Annotated in this window: 16 protein-coding genes; 4 read left to right on the top strand and 12 right to left on the bottom strand. The window is 38.7% G+C overall.

Annotated elements, in window-relative coordinates:
- Positions 1-35: 35 nt before the first annotated feature.
- The 5 genes from TY15_RS05015 to queC all read right to left on the bottom strand — a co-directional run bounded on the left by TY15_RS05015 (position 36) and on the right by queC (position 3,578).
- The gene (locus tag TY15_RS05015; RefSeq protein ID WP_040208864.1) at positions 36-935 is read right to left on the bottom strand and encodes a TIGR01777 family oxidoreductase; all 900 of its coding nucleotides are present in this window, start codon (positions 933-935) and stop codon (positions 36-38) included.
- 80 nt (positions 936-1,015) lie between these two features.
- Positions 1,016-1,525 (bottom strand): hypothetical protein, encoded by a 510-nt coding sequence (locus tag TY15_RS05010; RefSeq protein ID WP_040208863.1) that lies wholly within the window; start codon positions 1,523-1,525, stop codon positions 1,016-1,018.
- 182 nt (positions 1,526-1,707) lie between these two features.
- Positions 1,708-2,436 carry a 7-carboxy-7-deazaguanine synthase QueE gene (gene queE, locus TY15_RS05005; protein WP_040208862.1) on the bottom strand — a complete coding sequence of 243 codons (729 nt, stop codon included), beginning with the start codon at positions 2,434-2,436 and terminating at the stop codon, positions 1,708-1,710.
- Positions 2,429-2,911 carry a 6-carboxytetrahydropterin synthase QueD gene (gene queD, locus TY15_RS05000; protein WP_040208861.1) on the bottom strand — a complete coding sequence of 161 codons (483 nt, stop codon included), beginning with the start codon at positions 2,909-2,911 and terminating at the stop codon, positions 2,429-2,431. Before queD ends, queE begins: the two co-directional genes overlap by 8 nt.
- A gap of 4 nt (positions 2,912-2,915) precedes the next feature.
- Positions 2,916-3,578 carry a 7-cyano-7-deazaguanine synthase QueC gene (queC, locus tag TY15_RS04995; protein WP_040208860.1) on the bottom strand — a complete coding sequence of 221 codons (663 nt, stop codon included), beginning with the start codon at positions 3,576-3,578 and terminating at the stop codon, positions 2,916-2,918.
- Positions 3,579-3,835: 257 nt separating this feature from the next.
- Here queC and TY15_RS04990 point away from each other — a divergent pair, with 257 nt between their 5' ends.
- Positions 3,836-4,204, top strand: a complete 369-nt coding sequence (locus TY15_RS04990) for an SET domain-containing protein (protein WP_040208859.1) — start codon at positions 3,836-3,838, stop codon at positions 4,202-4,204.
- Between the two features lie 120 nt (positions 4,205-4,324).
- The gene (locus TY15_RS04985; RefSeq protein WP_052353697.1) at positions 4,325-5,320 is read left to right on the top strand and encodes an FUSC family protein; all 996 of its coding nucleotides are present in this window, start codon (positions 4,325-4,327) and stop codon (positions 5,318-5,320) included.
- A gap of 89 nt (positions 5,321-5,409) precedes the next feature.
- Here the strand turns inward: TY15_RS04985 and TY15_RS04980 are convergent, their stop codons facing one another.
- Positions 5,410-6,174 carry a hypothetical protein gene (locus TY15_RS04980; RefSeq protein WP_040208858.1) on the bottom strand — a complete coding sequence of 255 codons (765 nt, stop codon included), beginning with the start codon at positions 6,172-6,174 and terminating at the stop codon, positions 5,410-5,412.
- A 241-nt stretch (positions 6,175-6,415) separates the two neighbouring features.
- Here TY15_RS04980 and TY15_RS04975 point away from each other — a divergent pair, with 241 nt between their 5' ends.
- Complete coding sequence (locus tag TY15_RS04975; protein ID WP_392391365.1) at positions 6,416-6,661, top strand: hypothetical protein; 246 nt, start codon at positions 6,416-6,418, stop codon at positions 6,659-6,661.
- 255 nt (positions 6,662-6,916) lie between these two features.
- Positions 6,917-8,356 (top strand): 4-hydroxyphenylacetate 3-monooxygenase, oxygenase component, encoded by a 1,440-nt coding sequence (gene hpaB / locus TY15_RS04970; RefSeq protein WP_040208857.1) that lies wholly within the window; start codon positions 6,917-6,919, stop codon positions 8,354-8,356.
- Positions 8,357-8,449: 93 nt separating this feature from the next.
- On the opposite strand, the gene TY15_RS04965 is transcribed toward hpaB, so the two are convergent.
- The 6 genes from TY15_RS04965 to TY15_RS04940 form a co-directional block, all read right to left on the bottom strand.
- A complete protein-coding gene (locus tag TY15_RS04965; RefSeq protein ID WP_040208856.1) occupies positions 8,450-9,661 on the bottom strand; it encodes a threonine synthase in 1,212 nt (403 codons plus the stop codon).
- A 222-nt stretch (positions 9,662-9,883) separates the two neighbouring features.
- The gene (locus TY15_RS04960) at positions 9,884-10,699 is read right to left on the bottom strand and encodes a ZIP family metal transporter (RefSeq protein ID WP_040208855.1); all 816 of its coding nucleotides are present in this window, start codon (positions 10,697-10,699) and stop codon (positions 9,884-9,886) included.
- Positions 10,700-10,849: 150 nt separating this feature from the next.
- Positions 10,850-12,412 carry an acetate--CoA ligase gene (locus tag TY15_RS04955; RefSeq protein WP_040208854.1) on the bottom strand — a complete coding sequence of 521 codons (1,563 nt, stop codon included), beginning with the start codon at positions 12,410-12,412 and terminating at the stop codon, positions 10,850-10,852.
- Between the two features lie 265 nt (positions 12,413-12,677).
- Positions 12,678-13,628, bottom strand: coding sequence for a ribose-phosphate diphosphokinase (locus TY15_RS04950; RefSeq protein WP_257000297.1), 951 nt, complete (start codon positions 13,626-13,628; stop codon positions 12,678-12,680).
- A gap of 184 nt (positions 13,629-13,812) precedes the next feature.
- Positions 13,813-14,523, bottom strand: coding sequence for a YoaK family protein (locus TY15_RS04945; RefSeq protein WP_040208906.1), 711 nt, complete (start codon positions 14,521-14,523; stop codon positions 13,813-13,815).
- Positions 14,524-14,861: 338 nt separating this feature from the next.
- Positions 14,862-16,256, bottom strand: coding sequence for an MATE family efflux transporter (locus TY15_RS04940; RefSeq protein WP_040208852.1), 1,395 nt, complete (start codon positions 16,254-16,256; stop codon positions 14,862-14,864).
- Between the last annotated feature and the right edge of the window lie 121 nt (positions 16,257-16,377).

Genomic DNA, 16,377 nt, shown 5'->3' with positions numbered 1-16,377 from the left:
TACACTGACATGTAATAGGTCTTCTCACCTACAAGTTATAGAAGTAAATCCTCCAATGCAGAGGTAAGTGACTGATAGTTAAAATTAAACCCAGCTTCAAGAAGAACCTTGGGAATAACATGCTGACCCTCAAGAACCAGTGAGCTCTTTTGTCCCAAAACAGCTTTCATCATAAAAGCTGGGACAGGAAGCCAGTGAGGCCGATGTAATACTGAAGATATGGTCTGACCAAACTTTTTCATTCTGACTGGTGAAGGAGACGTAACGTTAACGGGCCCTGTTACTTTTTCATTTTCTATCGCAAAGATGATGGCTCTTACAACGTCAATCACATGTACCCATGACACCCATTGTTCACCTGATCCGACAGTACCGCCGCTGAACACTTTATAAGGAAGGACCATAAGCGGAAGTGCTCCAGATTCATTTCCCAGCACCACGCCGAATCTCATCAAAACAGGACGAACCCCATACTGTTGTACTTGCTTCGCCATATTCTCCCAGTCAAAGACCGTTTTACCGAGAAAATCATCGGCAGTCTCGACAGTGTCCTCTGAATAGACAGCATGGTTTGATGGAGGATAAAGACCAATCGCACTGGCATTGATCAATACTGAAGGCTTATCAGGTAAAATTGCTATTATTCTTATTAACTCTTGGGTAGCTATCATTCGACTCTCATAAATTTGCTTCTGATGTTTCTTACTCCATCTGCCATCATTAATGGAAACACCTGCTAAGTTAATAATGGCATCCGCATTTCTTACTCCATTTTCAGGTGAGGTACCCTCTTCAAGCCACTTTACGTAGGATAACTTTCCTAAAGAGTTTTGAGCCTTTCTTGTCAAAATGACCACATCATGCCCTTCATCAAGTAGGAATTCAGTTAATTTCTGCCCAATAAATCCTGAACCGCCTGCAATTACAATCTTCATTATTTCCCTCCCATCCTTAAATTACTAGAAATCTTTTATATCTGCTCTTGTCTAAGGCTTCTTTTAGGTACAAACATATTTTACGATCCCTTATGACCTGACTTATTCCAGTATTCACTAATTAATTCTTTGAAGAGCTCATTTAATCCTCCCTTTTTTTGTTTTTTCAACCATTCGACTTGATCGATAGGCAGGTTTAATTTTATCTTAATTTCTTCAATCGGCATGTCCACTTTTCTTATTTCTTCTAATGTGATGCCTTCTTCGATTGTGGGAAACCAGGAGTCATTTTCATTTACTCTATTGATATTTGAATACTCCTCAGGGTCATCGAGCTCACAAAATAAATTCAGCTGGGGTAATCCACCCGTAAAGGTTTTCACATGCATAATTGAATTTATGATACTGCCGTCTTCTAATTCTATTTCCATAATTAGATTGTCTACTTTTCGATATTTGTTGACAACCACCTCAGTGACAATCATATCTAATTCTAAGGTGAAGGCCAAACTTGATTCGAAGATATAGATTGCGCTTTTAAATAGATGGATCTCCTCGCCATCAATTTTCACCGATTTAACCTCTACCATAAACCGTTCCCCCATACAGTAACTTCAACTTAATGTATTTGAATAAATGTATATATAATTCTATCATCAATTTCCACTTTTGCGTTTCTTTTCTAGTTGTCCAAATAAATATTAGACTACAGTTATGCCCAATAAAAAAACACCAGGCGTCATCTACTAAATAGATGACGCCTGGTGTTTTTTTACACTCCTCTTTTATTCCCCCATAAAAATGTATGCAATTGGGGGAGGACCTTCACATCATTTAGATCTGAATCCAGCATGACCTTATCGATCAATTTCTCATACTGATTTAATAAATGGGAAAGAAGTAATTGATTGTCCATCGTTCTTGTATCATCATTCCCCACTTGGACAAAGAAAGGAATTTCTGAATATCGCTGATGCACTCTTTTAGCGTAGTCATAATCCTCATCGGTAAAGACAACTACCTTTAAACTTACATGCTGTTTTGGTTGATGATGAACGAGATTTTCTATGATGGTATCCAGTACAGCAAAATCCGTTATCATATTGGAACTCGGCGGTTTCGGTGAGATCGTTAATTCATCGATATCATAAAACCACTCCTGCCACTTACTTCCTTGTGTTTCTAAACCAATTTTGATCCGGTTCGCTTTAAGAACCGCAATTAGTTCATGGAGATTCTTTAATAAGGCTGGATTCCCACCAGATATCGTCACAAATGAGAAGTTCTTCCCTCCGATATGCTGCAGTTCAGCCCAGACCTCGTCCGCTTCCATCATCTGAATATCATCTTTTCCTGTACCATCCCAGGTGAAGGATGAATCGCACCAGCTACAAGAATAGTCACAGCCTGCTGTTCGGACAAACATCGTCTTTTGCCCAATGACCATTCCTTCCCCTTGAATTGTTGGTCCAAAGATTTCTAACACGGGGATCTTACTCATTTTCCATCCACTCCCGTCTTGCTTCAGCATAACTCGTTGGCGTTTCAAAAAGACGGACAAATTCTACCCGTGCACCAGAGTATTTTGTTTGTCTTTCCTTGTGCATAAGTGCAGCTGCCATTTTTTCATAAATCCACACCACCATATTTTCTGCGGTTGTATTCATCGCTGGCAAGGTTTCGTTCAGGTAACGATGATCTAAATATATTTCAATTTCATTTTTCCAAATCTCTTTAATATCGCCGAAGTCCATCATCAGCCCACGTTCATCAACAAAACCGCTAATGCCGAAGATCACTTTATACGTATGTCCATGGAGGTTTTTGCATTTCCCCTCATAGCAATGTAAATGATGAGCAGCATCAAAGGTAAACTCCTTGCTGACTAATACTCTTTTAGAATGATATCTTAATTGATTACGGCTGATATCTTCATTAATTTTCTGAAGCTTGTCTACAATGCGGAAACCATACATAGGATTATAGCCCCTCTCTTATGGCTAAATAATCGTCAAGGCCTTTTTTCCTTAATTTACAGGCTGGACATTCACCACATCCGTCACTAATGATCCCGTTATAACAGGTTAAGGATTTTCTCCTGACAAACTCTAAGGCATTAAGATCGTCTGCCATTTGCCAAGTTTGGGCCTTATTCAACCACATGAGCGGCGTGTGAATGACAAATTGGTTGTCCATAGATAGGTTTAGAGTGACATTTAACGATTTAATAAAAATATCACGACAGTCTGGGTACCCACTAAAGTCGGTCTCACATACACCAGTGACAATATGTTTCGCTCCCACCTGGCTTGCGAGTACTCCAGCAAATGAAATAAACAAGAGATTACGGCCAGGAACAAATGTCGATGGCAATTCCCCATCCTCGCCGTCTTTCACCTCAATATCAGTCCGGGTTAAGGCGTTCGGGGCAAGTTGATTTAACAGGGACATATCTAAAATATGGTGCTTCACACCAAGTTCATTTGCAATATTTTTGGCACATTCAATCTCTAAACGGTGCCGTTGATTATAATCAAAAGTAACCACTTCTACTTCTCTAAATTGTTTTAGTGCCCAAAATAAACAAGTTGTACTATCTTGTCCACCACTGAATACAACAATGGCCTTTTCATCTTTTAACATTCTAAGGAAATCTCCTTTCAAAATAGAAAAAACAGCACCCCAAGATCGAAGTGCTGCTTCATCTTAGTTTTTTTAACGAGGGGGACTAGAACCTCTTTCAATTATTTTTACTATACTAGAATATATCATAAAGAAGAAAAAAAGGCTATCACTGATTCTTTGCAATTTATTAACAAAAACAATTTGCCGCACTTCTGCATAGTCTAGTAAAAGAAATTTCGTTAATACGAAATCATTTCGAGTGGAGGTGAGTGAACATGATTGAAGTGAAGAAAAGTATATATGGAAGAGGGATCTTCGCGACTCGTGATATAAAAAAAGGGGAACTCATTCACGAGGCGCCTGTCATTGTTTCACCAAAGAGCGAGTACAAATATCTAAAAAAGACGGTGATGGTAGAGTATGTATTTTGGTGGGGCAAGGATTATGACGAAACCGCCTTAGCGTTAGGCTATGGTTCATTATTTAACCATTCCTTTACCCCAAATGCCTTATATAAACTGAATCTAGCAAATAAAACCATTGATTTTTTTGCTCATACGGACATTCCCTTCGGTGAAGAGATCCTGATTAATTACAACGGTGATCCTAATGATGATACAGCTGTTTGGTTTGATATCCTCTAAAATAATTTCATTGCCATCATATGAATATTCCATTCTTATTAGCTACATTCGAATAGCTATCCCTTACATGGTTAAACCTACTTCTAATATGTCACACATTATGTGGGAGGCTTTCTCAGAATGAAACAGGAACAACCAAACCAAATGAAAAATAAAACTGTCTTGATTTGGAAAATGGGTCTTGCTTCTGCGCTATCCTGGGAGCTCGCCAAACTGGCTGGCTCTGATCATCCTTATTTAGCGGCAGTTTCTGTCATCCTCTGTTTACAAACAACAATTAATCGGTCGATTCAGTTTTCCTATCATCGAATGGTAGGAACCGTGATTGGAATTTGTGTCGTCGTTTTATTGGAACCTTATTTAATAGTAAACGGATGGACGCTTGGTTTGTTAATCCTAATTGGAGGATTTTTAACTAAATGGTTAAAGCATGATGAAACAGCGATACACCAAGTAGCCCTAACAGTATTACTTGTTTTTGTGATGGGTCATAAATCTTCAGATTATCCAATTGATCGTTTTCGTGATACGTTAATGGGGGCACTTGTTGCCGTAGTTATCCATATCATTGTCCGTCCGCCTACCTATACAAACGAGGCATTACAGCGTATTCACCAATTTTCAATTTCCCTTTCAACATCCTTACAAAATGTGGCACGTTGGATTCGAATGGGGCTTGATGCATCGACGGGAGAACAGATCTATTCTCAGCTTAAAGGGCTGAAACATGAGATTCACCAAGTAAATTCTGTCCTGCAAGAGGCAACCGATAGTCTCCAATACAATCTGTTAGGAAAAAAGAAGGCGATTCAGCTTCAAAAAGCAAAATTACATTGGGAGCTACTTGTAGAAGAACTGAGCTATTTGTCTTCTTCAGTTGATACACTTAAAGCTTGGTCCGAAGCTGGAACTATGAACACGTTTGAACAAACCAGATGGGCTGATCAATTTACAGTAATAGGTCAATTAGTAAAAGAAAACCCAGCCTCCACTCAAGTGGAAATAGATCATTATGTAACCATTTCTCTTCCAGAAGAAATGAAAAATCAGCAATACCCGCTTTCACTATACAATGAGACAATCCTTTTTTTAAAAAAACGAATACAATCGTCATAAGAACTGAGGGGGCAATTATATCAAACATTCTGTAACAGTTTGTCTGTTTTCTCCTTCTTTCAGCAAAGAAGGCCCTTGATCATATGAATTTAAGAATAATATTTTTTGGGTGATGCTTTTCGTCCGTCACGGTCACAGATGGATTGAAAAGGACAGACTGGGCACTCGTTCTCATTGTGATTCTTGACATATCCAGAAGAATCCTCTATTAATAATTTCATTCCCTGTAAATAAGTGAGACCCTCCTCTATATCACCCACTGTCGGATGGAAGACATGTTTTTTCCCATCCATTAACGTTACTACTTCCATTCTTTGTGGACTACGCTTTAACACTTTTTCCGAAAAAACAATTGATAAATGAAAGTAAAGATCTAACATTTCTGGTGTAGCCTCTAGGAGGTATTTTTTAATAACAAATGAAGATTCGGACCATTCTGCCACATCAAATGTTAGGCTCAGATCCACATCCAACTCCTCTACATATGTATTGAATCGTTTAAACAAAAACAATGGTGGGATTTGCTTAGTTTCGGTCGTTAAATACTGGATAAGACAGTCCGTCATTTTTGCGACTACCAAATAGTATTGAATTCTTGATTCAAAGATTTGTGGACTGACCTTATCCCAGTAAAATTCAATCAGACTAAGGACTTTTCCTGAATGGCGTTGTTCAATGGGAACCTGATAATAGGAGGATACGACCTTATTGACCACATGCTGCACGATCTGTCTCCAGTCATACGGGCGCTTTTTCTTTTCTAAAAACTCATAGTAAAATTTATAGGGACAGGTAATGAAGGATATTAAGGATTCTTCTGTTATGACCTGCAATTGGTTTACATAATGATTCATTTCACTACCTCCCAAAAAAAGATTCTTACCTACATATAAATTGCATGTTAGGTGGCCAATCTACACTGTGCGATTGCAAACAATTTTCAATTAATTCAATAATAATTGATAATGATTATCAATGTCAATCGTTGTTTCCCATTATGCTGTGAAATTTATTTGACTGAAAATTATGGTCAATAATTTCATTTCCACTCATATATTTTTTTTGACATGAAATTTAAAAAGGAGGAAATGGATATTGAAAAAAACGAATGGTATGAGGTTGCAAAGGATTCAACGCCTGTCTCACGAAATTATGGATGAGGTCAATTTGCGTAACAGGCAACGACCGATTGACACCTTAATGGTCGTTATCGATAACCTGTCACGTGCCGTCGGTGATCTATCTGACCCGTCAGGAAATTATTCGCTGGATTACTTAGAAGAAAAAGTAAGCAATGCTCATAGTCTATTATTTGGCAAGAAAAAAATAAACACCTATTAGTCCTTCATTCTTTTACATTGACATGGATGTCTAGACATACATCAAGATTCTCGTTATCTAGGATAGCCGGTCAAGGAAAAAGCCCCTCTGCCGGCTTATTGTTTTTTGTAAAATACGAATACGTCCCTGCCTTCTCCCCGCACCCTGGAAAATGAGGCTCTTCCCATTCTAAAAACAAGGAACAAGCATCCTTGAATTTCAATAAAATGAAACTAGCTGAACAAGTACGATATTTATTAAAAATGGAGTGGGATAATGGGTGCTATCAACGGAAAACAATTTATTGAGCGCTTAAATAAATTAAATTCTGAAATTTGGTATGACGGGAAAATGATTGAGGGGAAACTTTCGGAACACGCTACCTTCAAAGGACTTATACAATCAAAAGCTACCCTTTATGATCTACAGGGATCACAAGAACTGAAAAATAAAATGACTTTTTTATCACCGATTACGGGCGATTCAATTGGCCTTTCCTACCTCCAGCCAAAAACAAAGGAAGATCTAAAGAGTCGTAGACGGATGATAGAAATTTGGGCCAGAAGTACCTGTGGCATGATGGGACGAAGTCCTGATTATATGAACACAGTTATCATGAGCCTTGCCTCCTCCGCTGCCTTGTTGGATGGGCGCGAAAATTGCTTTCCCGAACATATATTATCGTTATATGAACTGGCTAGGGAAAATGATTTGTCTTTTACTCATACTTTTATTACCCCTCAGGTAAATCGTTCACAATTATTTTTTGAGCTTTCAAAAGAGCCCATTTCCGCTAAAATCATTGATCGTAACGAACAGGGTTTGATCATTAAAGGAGCTCGTCTCTTAGCAACACAAGGTGGTATTACCGATGAAGTATTAGTTTATTCAGCACCTGGTATGCTCCATTCCGATGATGCCTTTGCTTTTTCCATTCCCTCTGATACAAAGGGGGTAAAATTCATTTGCCGAGAATCCTTTGTAGGTGGAGACTCCACATTTAATCATCCCCTGAGCTCTAGATTTGAAGAAATGGACTCTATGATTGTTTTTGATCATGTATTAGTCCCATGGAATCGCGTCTTTTTTTATGACAATTTGGAGGCTGCTAGAGATTTTATCCTTCAAAGTTCCTTTCACCAGCAGGCCATTCATCAAGTGCTAACAAGACAAATTGTCAAAACTGAATTTATTTTAGGCGTTGCTGAGCTTCTTGTTGAAACCATTAATATTAGTGAGTATCACCATATTCAAGAAAAACTTTCAGAAATGATTATTGGATTAGAAACAATGAAAGCACTTTTGGAAAAGGCTGAACATGATGCTGAAGTTGATGAATGGGGCTATATGAGACCGAGTTATCTCCCTCTCCAAGTTGCAAGTACCATTTTCCCCAAAATCTATCCACGTTTCTGTGAAATTATCCAATTAATTAGTGCAAGTGGGATTGTCACCTTACCAACCGAAAATGATTTTGCTTCTGAAATTAGAGGGGACCTCGATCAATATCTCCAAGCAGCAAGTATGAATGCTGAAGAACGAGTGAAAATATTCCGATTAGCCTGGGACCTTACAATGAGTTCTTTTGGTACAAGACAGACCCAATACGAAAGGTATTTTTTTGGTGACCCAATCCGATTATCAAGCAATTTATATAAAAACTATTCAAAAGACAAGTATGTTGCCCTCGTTAGCAAGTTTATTAATCTAAACTAGTCCATCAGTGAAAAAAATGAAAAAGCTTGGGCTCCCCAAGCTTCCTATTTTTTTTACAGTTTCATAATCAATAGTCGTAGACCATGAAGGAGATTATTTTCTTAAAATCTCCCCCTTTTGTAACACTTCCACTTCTACATCAACGGTATCGGGATACTTGATACCCATACCTGTATTCAGTGCAACGACGACATCGTCTTGCTTAATCCAACCTGATTCACGCAATCTCCTAGCGGCAACAAAGGTAGCTGCCCCCTCTGGACAAATAAACGCACCTTCAAGTTCAGCAATTCGCTTTTGCTCTTGTAATAAGGATTGGTCCTCGATCGCAATTGCACACCCTTTCGTTTGATATAGTGCTTCAAGGACGAGGAAGTCACCTAATGCTTTTGGAACATTGATCCCAAAAGCCACCGTTTCAGAATCGCTCCAAAATTCCGACTCTGCTTTGCCTTCCTTCCATGCTTTAACAATCGGGGCACATCCCTCAGCTTGAACCGCCACCAAGCGAGGTAGTTCTCCTTCGACCCAGCCAAGCTGTTTAAGCTCAGTTAAGGCCTTATAGATGCCAATAATACCTACTCCACCACCGGTAGGATATAAAATCACATCGGGCATGTTCCAGTTCAGTTGCTCTGCAATTTCGAGCCCCATCGTTTTCTTCCCTTCAATCCTATATGGTTCTTTTAGAGTAGATGCATCAAATAGGACGAAATCCTGGACGGCCTCTGCAACGATTTTTCCTGCATCACTAATTAGGCCATCAACTAAATATAAATTAGAACCAGAAATAGCGGACTCATTTCTCGTAATCTTCGGGGCATCTACAGGCATAATTATCGTCGACTTTATACCAGCCCGGGCTGCATATAGTGACCAAGCCGCGCCAGCATTACCATTCGTTGGCATCGCTAATTCCGTCACGCCTAATTCCTTGGCTTTGGAGACACCAACGGCAGCCCCTCGTGCCTTAAAAGTCCCCGTGGGAATAATCCCCTCATCCTTCATATATAAATTTGGAATATCCATTTCATCCCCAATCACTGGCATAGGAAGAAGTGGGGTCATCCCTTCGCCTAATGTTACGACATCTTTTTCATTCACCACTGGTAAAATTTCATGGTAGCGCCACAGGCTTGCTGTTCTTCCAACGAAAGAATCTCTAGAGACATACTTACCAAGTTCATCTAAATTATAGTTTACGAGTAAAGGGGATCCACATGTACAAAGCTGTTGTGGTTCCTGGTGGTCATAGGTTTTGTTACACTTCGGGCAACTCAGGTGAGAAATATAGCTGTATTTCATATTAAGAGCCTCCTAAAATAAGTAGAACTATTGATTATTTCATATTTTACCTGAATTTAGATTAAATTCATAATAGTTAAATTATATTGAAATAAAAAGCTATTTCATAAGTGGGGAAGGCGTACACTGAACTCCGTTCAGAAGCACTAAACTTTAGTTTGAACAACTCAAAAAAAAGCATGAATCGGCTTTTGACCGACTCATGCCCACTATATTGACTCCTTAACCAAGAGCAACGTCTAAAATCATCATTATCACAAATCCAATCATTAAACTGATAGATGCTATATCCGTATTTCCATTTTCTTGTGATCCTGGGATAACCTCTTCGGCAACGACAAATATCATCGCACCTGCTGCAAAGCTAAGTGCATATGGAAGAAGTGGTTCAATAAACATTACCGCAACTGCACCAATTAAAGCCGCTATCGGTTCAACTAAACCTGAAAATTGACCATACATAAAACTTCTCGTCCGTGACATTCCGTCACGTCTTAATGGCATAGACACGGCTACCCCTTCTGGAAAGTTTTGAATTCCAATTCCAATCGCTAAGGCAACAGCCCCAGTTAAGCTGGCTGAAGGAAATCCAGCTGCAACTGCTCCAAAAGCAACACCAACCGCTAGCCCCTCCGGAATATTATGTAATGTAATGGCTAGGACTAGTAACGTACTTCTCCGTTTGTTTGCAGGATGGATACCCTCGGCTTTTTCAATCGGTAGATCAGGGTGTAAATGGGGCAAAAGTTTATCAACAACCATTAAGAAAAACCCTCCCAACAGAAAACCCACCGCTGCCGGTAACCATTTTGGTGTTGAACCACCCTCAGCCATTTCAAGTGCAGGTAGTAATAAGGACCAAAAGCTGGCCGCAATCATTACTCCGCCAGCAAAGCCAAGCATACTATCCAAAAATTTTTGATTTACATTTTTTGTTGTAAAAACTAATGCTGCACCGAGAGCAGTCATTCCCCAAGTAAATAAAGTTCCTAAAGCTGCCTGAGCGACAGCTGGAAGGCTACCAAACCAATCCAACATTTTATTCCCCCCTTCAATCCAATGACTCTTGCTGCTTTTTATAAAACTACCATATTTGAGAGATAAATGAAAAGGACAGGAACTATTTTTTATTCATAAAAAAATGCTATAGCCCCATTTGGCTATAACATTTTAATAATTAATAATATTTTACCGTTGAGCGCGTAGGGCGACACGGCGAATTTTTCCCGAATCGGTTTTAGGGAGGGCCTTAATATATTCAATTACCCTTGGATACTTATATGGCGCTGTTAATGTTTTTACAAAACCTTGCAATTCCTTCGTTAATTCTCCTGTTTCAGAGATTTCATCCTTCAAGACCACAAAGGCTTTCACGACGTTTCCTCTTATTGGATCTGGTAATGCGACAACTGCACATTCCTTCACTGAAGGATGTTTCATTAGAGCATCTTCCACTTCAAACGGCCCAATCGTATACCCAGAACTAATGATGACATCATCTTTTCTTCCTTGGAACCAAAAATAGTTATCCTGATCCTTTAACGCTCGGTCACCCGTCAAGAAATATTGATCACGATAGGAAGATGCTGTTGTATTTTGATTTTTATAATATTGTTTAAATAATGCTGGAAAATCTCTTCTAATAGCAATCGTTCCGACTTCATTGATAGAGGCTGGCTTACCAGTTTCGTCGACGACTTCGATAAATTCAGCTAACAATGGCTGACCCATCGAACCTAATTTATTCTCATCGATATTTAAATTGGCAATTAATAAGGTACTTTCTGTCTGACCGTAGCCGTCACGGATCAAAAGATCAAATTCCCTTTTAAAGATATCAATCACTTCACGATTAAGCGCCTCACCTGCAGAAACTGCGGTATGAAGCTGCGTTAGATCAAAAGTAGATAGATTATTCAATTTTGCCATCATCCGGTATTCAGTCGGGGTACAGCATAATACATTAACCTTATTATCTTGTAAAAGCTGTAAATACTTTTGCGGATGAAACCGACCACTAAAGATATATCCTGTTGCTCCCGAACCTAATATCGATAAAAATGGACTCCACACCCACTTTTGCCATCCAGGGGCTGCCGTAGCCCAAACAAGATCATCTTCACTGATATTCAGCCATTTTGAAGCAGCAATTCTTAAATGTGCATAGCCCCAGCCATGACTATGGACGACCCCTTTCGGTTGGCCAGTAGTACCGGATGTATAGGCTAGAAAAGCAAAATCCTCACTTAACGTGTTCACATCAAGGAAGCTATCGGATTCTTGTTCCATAATGGATTCCATCGACAGCCAATTGGCTACTTCACGGCCAAATGCAATCTTGAATTGTAAAGACGGTGTTTTCTCATGAATCAAATCAAATTCTTTTACTAGGTGAGCGTATGAAATAACGGCTTTCGCCTCTGAATGATTCAAGCGGTAGACTAGATCCTTAGCTCGAAGTAATTCAGAAGATGGACTGATCACAAGCCCCGCTTTCAGACACGCTAGATAAATAATGTAGGATTCAATCAGCCGAGTTGTCATCACAACAACTCTATCGCCTTTCACAAGTCCTAATCTAGTTAAACCATTCGCAAGCTTATTTGCCTTACTATTCAGTTCCGCATATGTTATTGTCCTTGATTCTCCCAATTCATTTTCCCAGTGTAAGGCAATTTTATCAGAAACATGCTTTGAGATTTCACTTGCTAAATTAAAGTGCTTTGGTGCTATCAACGATTTCAAATCCACTGTAGTCAACCTCTATTCATAATAGTAATATGTGTAATCCTGGTCAAAAACCGCGAGTAGTAATACTAAAATTTATACCTAGTAATAATACAAGCTAATAAAATATACTATACTCTTATCATAATAGCACTTTAATTTTATAAGTAAATCATTTAGATTCAAACATTTTATTAACACTAGTTTTTATCATCTGGTCATAAAGTTTACATTTGTGAAAAAGCAACAAAAAGGCCAACTATCCACAATAGTTGGCTTCTTGCTACTTTTATTCAAATAAAGGACTGACAGCCTTTTCATGATGTATGCGATCAATTGCCTCGACAAGGATTGGAGCAACAGAGATCGTTTTAATTTTATCAATTACTTTCTCCTCTGGTAAATCAATCGTATTTGTTACGACTAATTCCTTAATTGGAGAGGCATCAATAACTTCAATTGCATTGGCGGTGAAAACAGGATGTGTACAACCAGCATAAATAGATGTAGCACCAGCTTCTGCTAGTGCAGTTGCAGCAAACGTAATCGTTTCGCCTGTATCGATTAAATCATCAATAATGATGGCATTTTTTCCTGTTACATTTCCAACCACGCTGATGGTTTCAGGAGAATGTTCATCCAGTTTTCGTTTATCAATTAGGGCGATCGGAGCATGTAAGAGGTTTGCCATCTTTCTTGCTCTTCCTATGCTGCCATTATGTGGAGCAACAATGACAATCTCTTCTAGGCCCTTCTTCTCAAAATACTCAGTCAAAATCGGTACACCAATGAGATGTTCAACTGGTATATCAAAAAAGCCTTGAAGTTGAGGAGTATGGAGGTCCATCGTTAGTACTCTGGTCGCACCAGCCTTTTCTAAAAGATTTGCCACTAACTTAGCGGTAATCGGTTCACGAGATCGGGCCTTTCGATCTTGTCGTCCATATCCATAGTAGGGAATGACAACATTGATTTTACTAGCAGAAGCTCTTTTTAAGGCATCAATCATGATCAGGAGTTCCATAATATTTTCATTGACTGGATAGGAAGTAGACTGGAGTACATATACCTCACTGCCTCGAACACTTTCCTCGATCCCAATTTGGATCTCACCATCACTAAATTGGGTTACAGTAGATTTGCCCAACTCACAGCCCAAAAGTTCTGCCATTTCCGTTGCTAGTTTTTGATTAGAATTCAATGCAAACATTTTAAACCTTTTATTCAGTTGATACGTCACCTTAAATCCTCCGGACTATTATAAAATTTCTGCTATATACAACAGGTTGCTCCATTTTATTTTACTATATTCGACACTATAATAGTAGAAAATACAATAACAAAAGATAACTCCATAAAAAAACGACCACACAAGAACTTAATGTAGTAATAATTTTGTATCCCTTCATCATTTCAACTGCCAATTATTTTAATTTTACTATAATGGACTTACTCAAATACCCTCTATCACGATGGTATAAAATAAGAGCAATCACTAAGACCCCTGATGCAATCCAAATCGAGCTATTCCCAATATAAGTGGTAGAAAAGGTACCTGTCATTGCACCAAATAAAAATGATAGAATGATTACAAAAAATTCTTTAAATTGTCTTTTTGCTTCTTCGTTACGTTCTTTTACTGCTAAGTAGGCTGCTTGTGTTGCCGTTCGAAGATTTCCTGTCGTCATGGTTGAATTGTAGGCCCATTTGTCTAATTTATTGAATGTTGAAATTTGTAAAGATGATACAAATGCAATACACACTGTTACCACTATGTTTGGAACACTTTCCGGCAAAAAGCCGACAATAATTAACACAGTACATTCTAAAATAAGGATAGACCTCCTGTAGCTATGCAACACTTGCCTTACATGAGGAATTTTTACTATTTCTGATACAAGGACCCCAAGTATAAAAGCTAATATAGGTGGAATATAATGAACTGCTTCTCGCCATTCCCCATATGCAGCTTTCACAGCAAATAGGACCATATTTCCAGTTTGGGCGTTAGCAAACACTCCGTCTCTGCTGATAAAAGTATAAGCATCTAAAAAGCCTCCCACAATCGCTAACAATACACCCAATGAAAACGAATTCGATGAAAGCGAAGGAATTTTATTTGGTTTATCTATCATTGTAAAATCGATCTCCTCATTGCTTGTTGTAATTATTTCCATAATCTTAATCCTGGTAAACAGGGTTATGATGCTGAAAAAGAAGTACCTTCCCATAGTAGTGAAAGGCCCATTTGCCTATTATAAGACACAGTAGTCGATTTGGCATCCAAGAATAATATGATTTTATTGTGAACGGTGTACCAGTCATTATACTTGCTGAAAAATATTGCCTGTCTTCGCTCTTATTTAGTTTCTTCATAAAAGAGAACGGAGAGACATCACACAATAAAAGCACCTCTCTCCCTCAAAATGGAAAGTGGTGCCTTAATTATGATTTCTTTCAACAATTTTTAACTTTAAACAAGTTTGTGTGCATACCATTTTTTCCCTTTGTAGCGCCATCCGAAAATGAGGCTTCGTGCACCCCACTCAACAATCATCGCAATCCAAACTCCAATAATTCCAAACCCAAACGTTATCCCTAATACATATCCCAGTACTACTCTCAATAGCCACATCGATAGTAATGACGCAATTGACGTAAAGGTCGAATCCCCGGCTGCCCGTAAGGCCGAGGGCATAATAAAGCTGGGTGACCACAATAAAGGATGGGCAATTGCGGAAATGAGAATGAGTGTAAAAATCGTTGAAACAATCTCATCAGGCGGGTTGAACATGTGGATCAACACAGGAAACAATGGCAATAATATCGCATCTGCAACTAAAAAGAACACCGAGGCAAGGCCGATTAACGATAGGATAAATTTTCGTGCATCTTGAATATTTCGGCTGCCGATACACTGGCCAACAATCGTTACAATCGAGATACTCAGTGCATTTGGACCAATTTGAAATAAAAGGGCAATCGAATTTCCAATCGCATAGGTCGTCATAGCCATTGTGCCCAATTGAACAATAAACGTTTGCGTCAGCAGCTTACCGCCATTGAAAAAGATCTGTTCAGCTGCAAATGGTAATCCAATAAACATCACTTTCTTTAAAATGGATAAATCAATCCGGACTGCATTTTTTAGCCGAAAACGGATTGTTTCATTGTATTTTAAGACATATATTAAAGAAGCGGTCATTCCTAAACATCGCGCTACTAGTGTGGAAATAATAAGACCTTCCACCCCTAGATGGAAAATCGTGATCAATACCACATTTAGAATGGTATTTGTAATATTCATAAATAGGGATAAATTAAGGCATGGTTTCGTTTCCCCTACCCCTCTCAAAGCACCTGTTACGGCTTGAAAGATGGCGATGAATGGATAAGAAATACAGCTGCCAATAAGATAAATTTTGGCATTTTGTAACACACCTGCTTCTGCTTTTCCGAACAGAACAGATAAGGTGGACGTATGAAAAACAATCACAAGAGTACTAATCAGCACCGAAAAAATAGTAACCGCCGATATTGCTTGTGTGGCTGTTTTCGACACCATTTCCGAATTCCCGCTGCCTTTATATTGCGCTACCATCACGGTGCCGCCAGTAGCTACAGCAATAAACACGTTGACTAAAAATATATTTAATGAATCTACCATACTGACCGCGCTGACCGCAGCCACCCCAGCAGAACTGATCATAGCTGTATTTAAGAGACTCATAAGGATTAAAAAGGCCTGATCAACAAAAATAGGGAGAATAATCGCAAACATATGCCTGTAATCGATCGATTCTCCAGTAAAATAGCGATCTAGTAAACGAACAGATTTCTTTTTCATAATCAACTTTATCTGATTCATATCACGACACTTCTTTACTCGATTGTAGAAACTACAACCATATTTGTCCAAGGAACATCGCCTATTATACCATTATTTAGGGAGATTGTAGTCTATTTATGAATGAAAGTTCTTCCATTGA

The organism is Neobacillus jeddahensis, from assembly GCF_000612625.1.
Taxonomy (GTDB): Bacteria; Bacillota; Bacilli; order Bacillales; family Cytobacillaceae; genus Neobacillus; species Neobacillus jeddahensis.
Note: the sequence above shows the minus strand (reverse complement) of the source record. Positions and strands in the feature narration are given on the sequence as shown.

What these genes read in the sequence shown, in the direction of transcription:
- queE (WP_040208862.1), bottom strand. Translation starts at nt 2,436, where the DNA reads ATGAGTAAGATCCCCGTGTTAGAAATCTTTGGACCAACAATTCAAGGG.
- TY15_RS04945 (WP_040208906.1), bottom strand. Translation starts at nt 14,523, where the DNA reads ATGATAGATAAACCAAATAAAATTCCTTCGCTTTCATCGAATTCGTTT.
- TY15_RS04940 (WP_040208852.1), bottom strand. Translation starts at nt 16,256, where the DNA reads ATGAATCAGATAAAGTTGATTATGAAAAAGAAATCTGTTCGTTTACTA.
- TY15_RS05010 (WP_040208863.1), bottom strand. Translation starts at nt 1,525, where the DNA reads ATGGTAGAGGTTAAATCGGTGAAAATTGATGGCGAGGAGATCCATCTA.
- TY15_RS05015 (WP_040208864.1), bottom strand. Translation starts at nt 935, where the DNA reads ATGAAGATTGTAATTGCAGGCGGTTCAGGATTTATTGGGCAGAAATTA.
- hpaB (WP_040208857.1), top strand. Translation starts at nt 6,917, where the DNA reads ATGGGTGCTATCAACGGAAAACAATTTATTGAGCGCTTAAATAAATTA.
- TY15_RS04965 (WP_040208856.1), bottom strand. Translation starts at nt 9,661, where the DNA reads ATGAAATACAGCTATATTTCTCACCTGAGTTGCCCGAAGTGTAACAAA.
- queD (WP_040208861.1), bottom strand. Translation starts at nt 2,911, where the DNA reads ATGTATGGTTTCCGCATTGTAGACAAGCTTCAGAAAATTAATGAAGAT.
- TY15_RS04980 (WP_040208858.1), bottom strand. Translation starts at nt 6,174, where the DNA reads ATGAATCATTATGTAAACCAATTGCAGGTCATAACAGAAGAATCCTTA.
- TY15_RS04990 (WP_040208859.1), top strand. Translation starts at nt 3,836, where the DNA reads ATGATTGAAGTGAAGAAAAGTATATATGGAAGAGGGATCTTCGCGACT.
- queC (WP_040208860.1), bottom strand. Translation starts at nt 3,578, where the DNA reads ATGTTAAAAGATGAAAAGGCCATTGTTGTATTCAGTGGTGGACAAGAT.
- TY15_RS04960 (WP_040208855.1), bottom strand. Translation starts at nt 10,699, where the DNA reads ATGTTGGATTGGTTTGGTAGCCTTCCAGCTGTCGCTCAGGCAGCTTTA.
- TY15_RS04985 (WP_052353697.1), top strand. Translation starts at nt 4,325, where the DNA reads ATGAAACAGGAACAACCAAACCAAATGAAAAATAAAACTGTCTTGATT.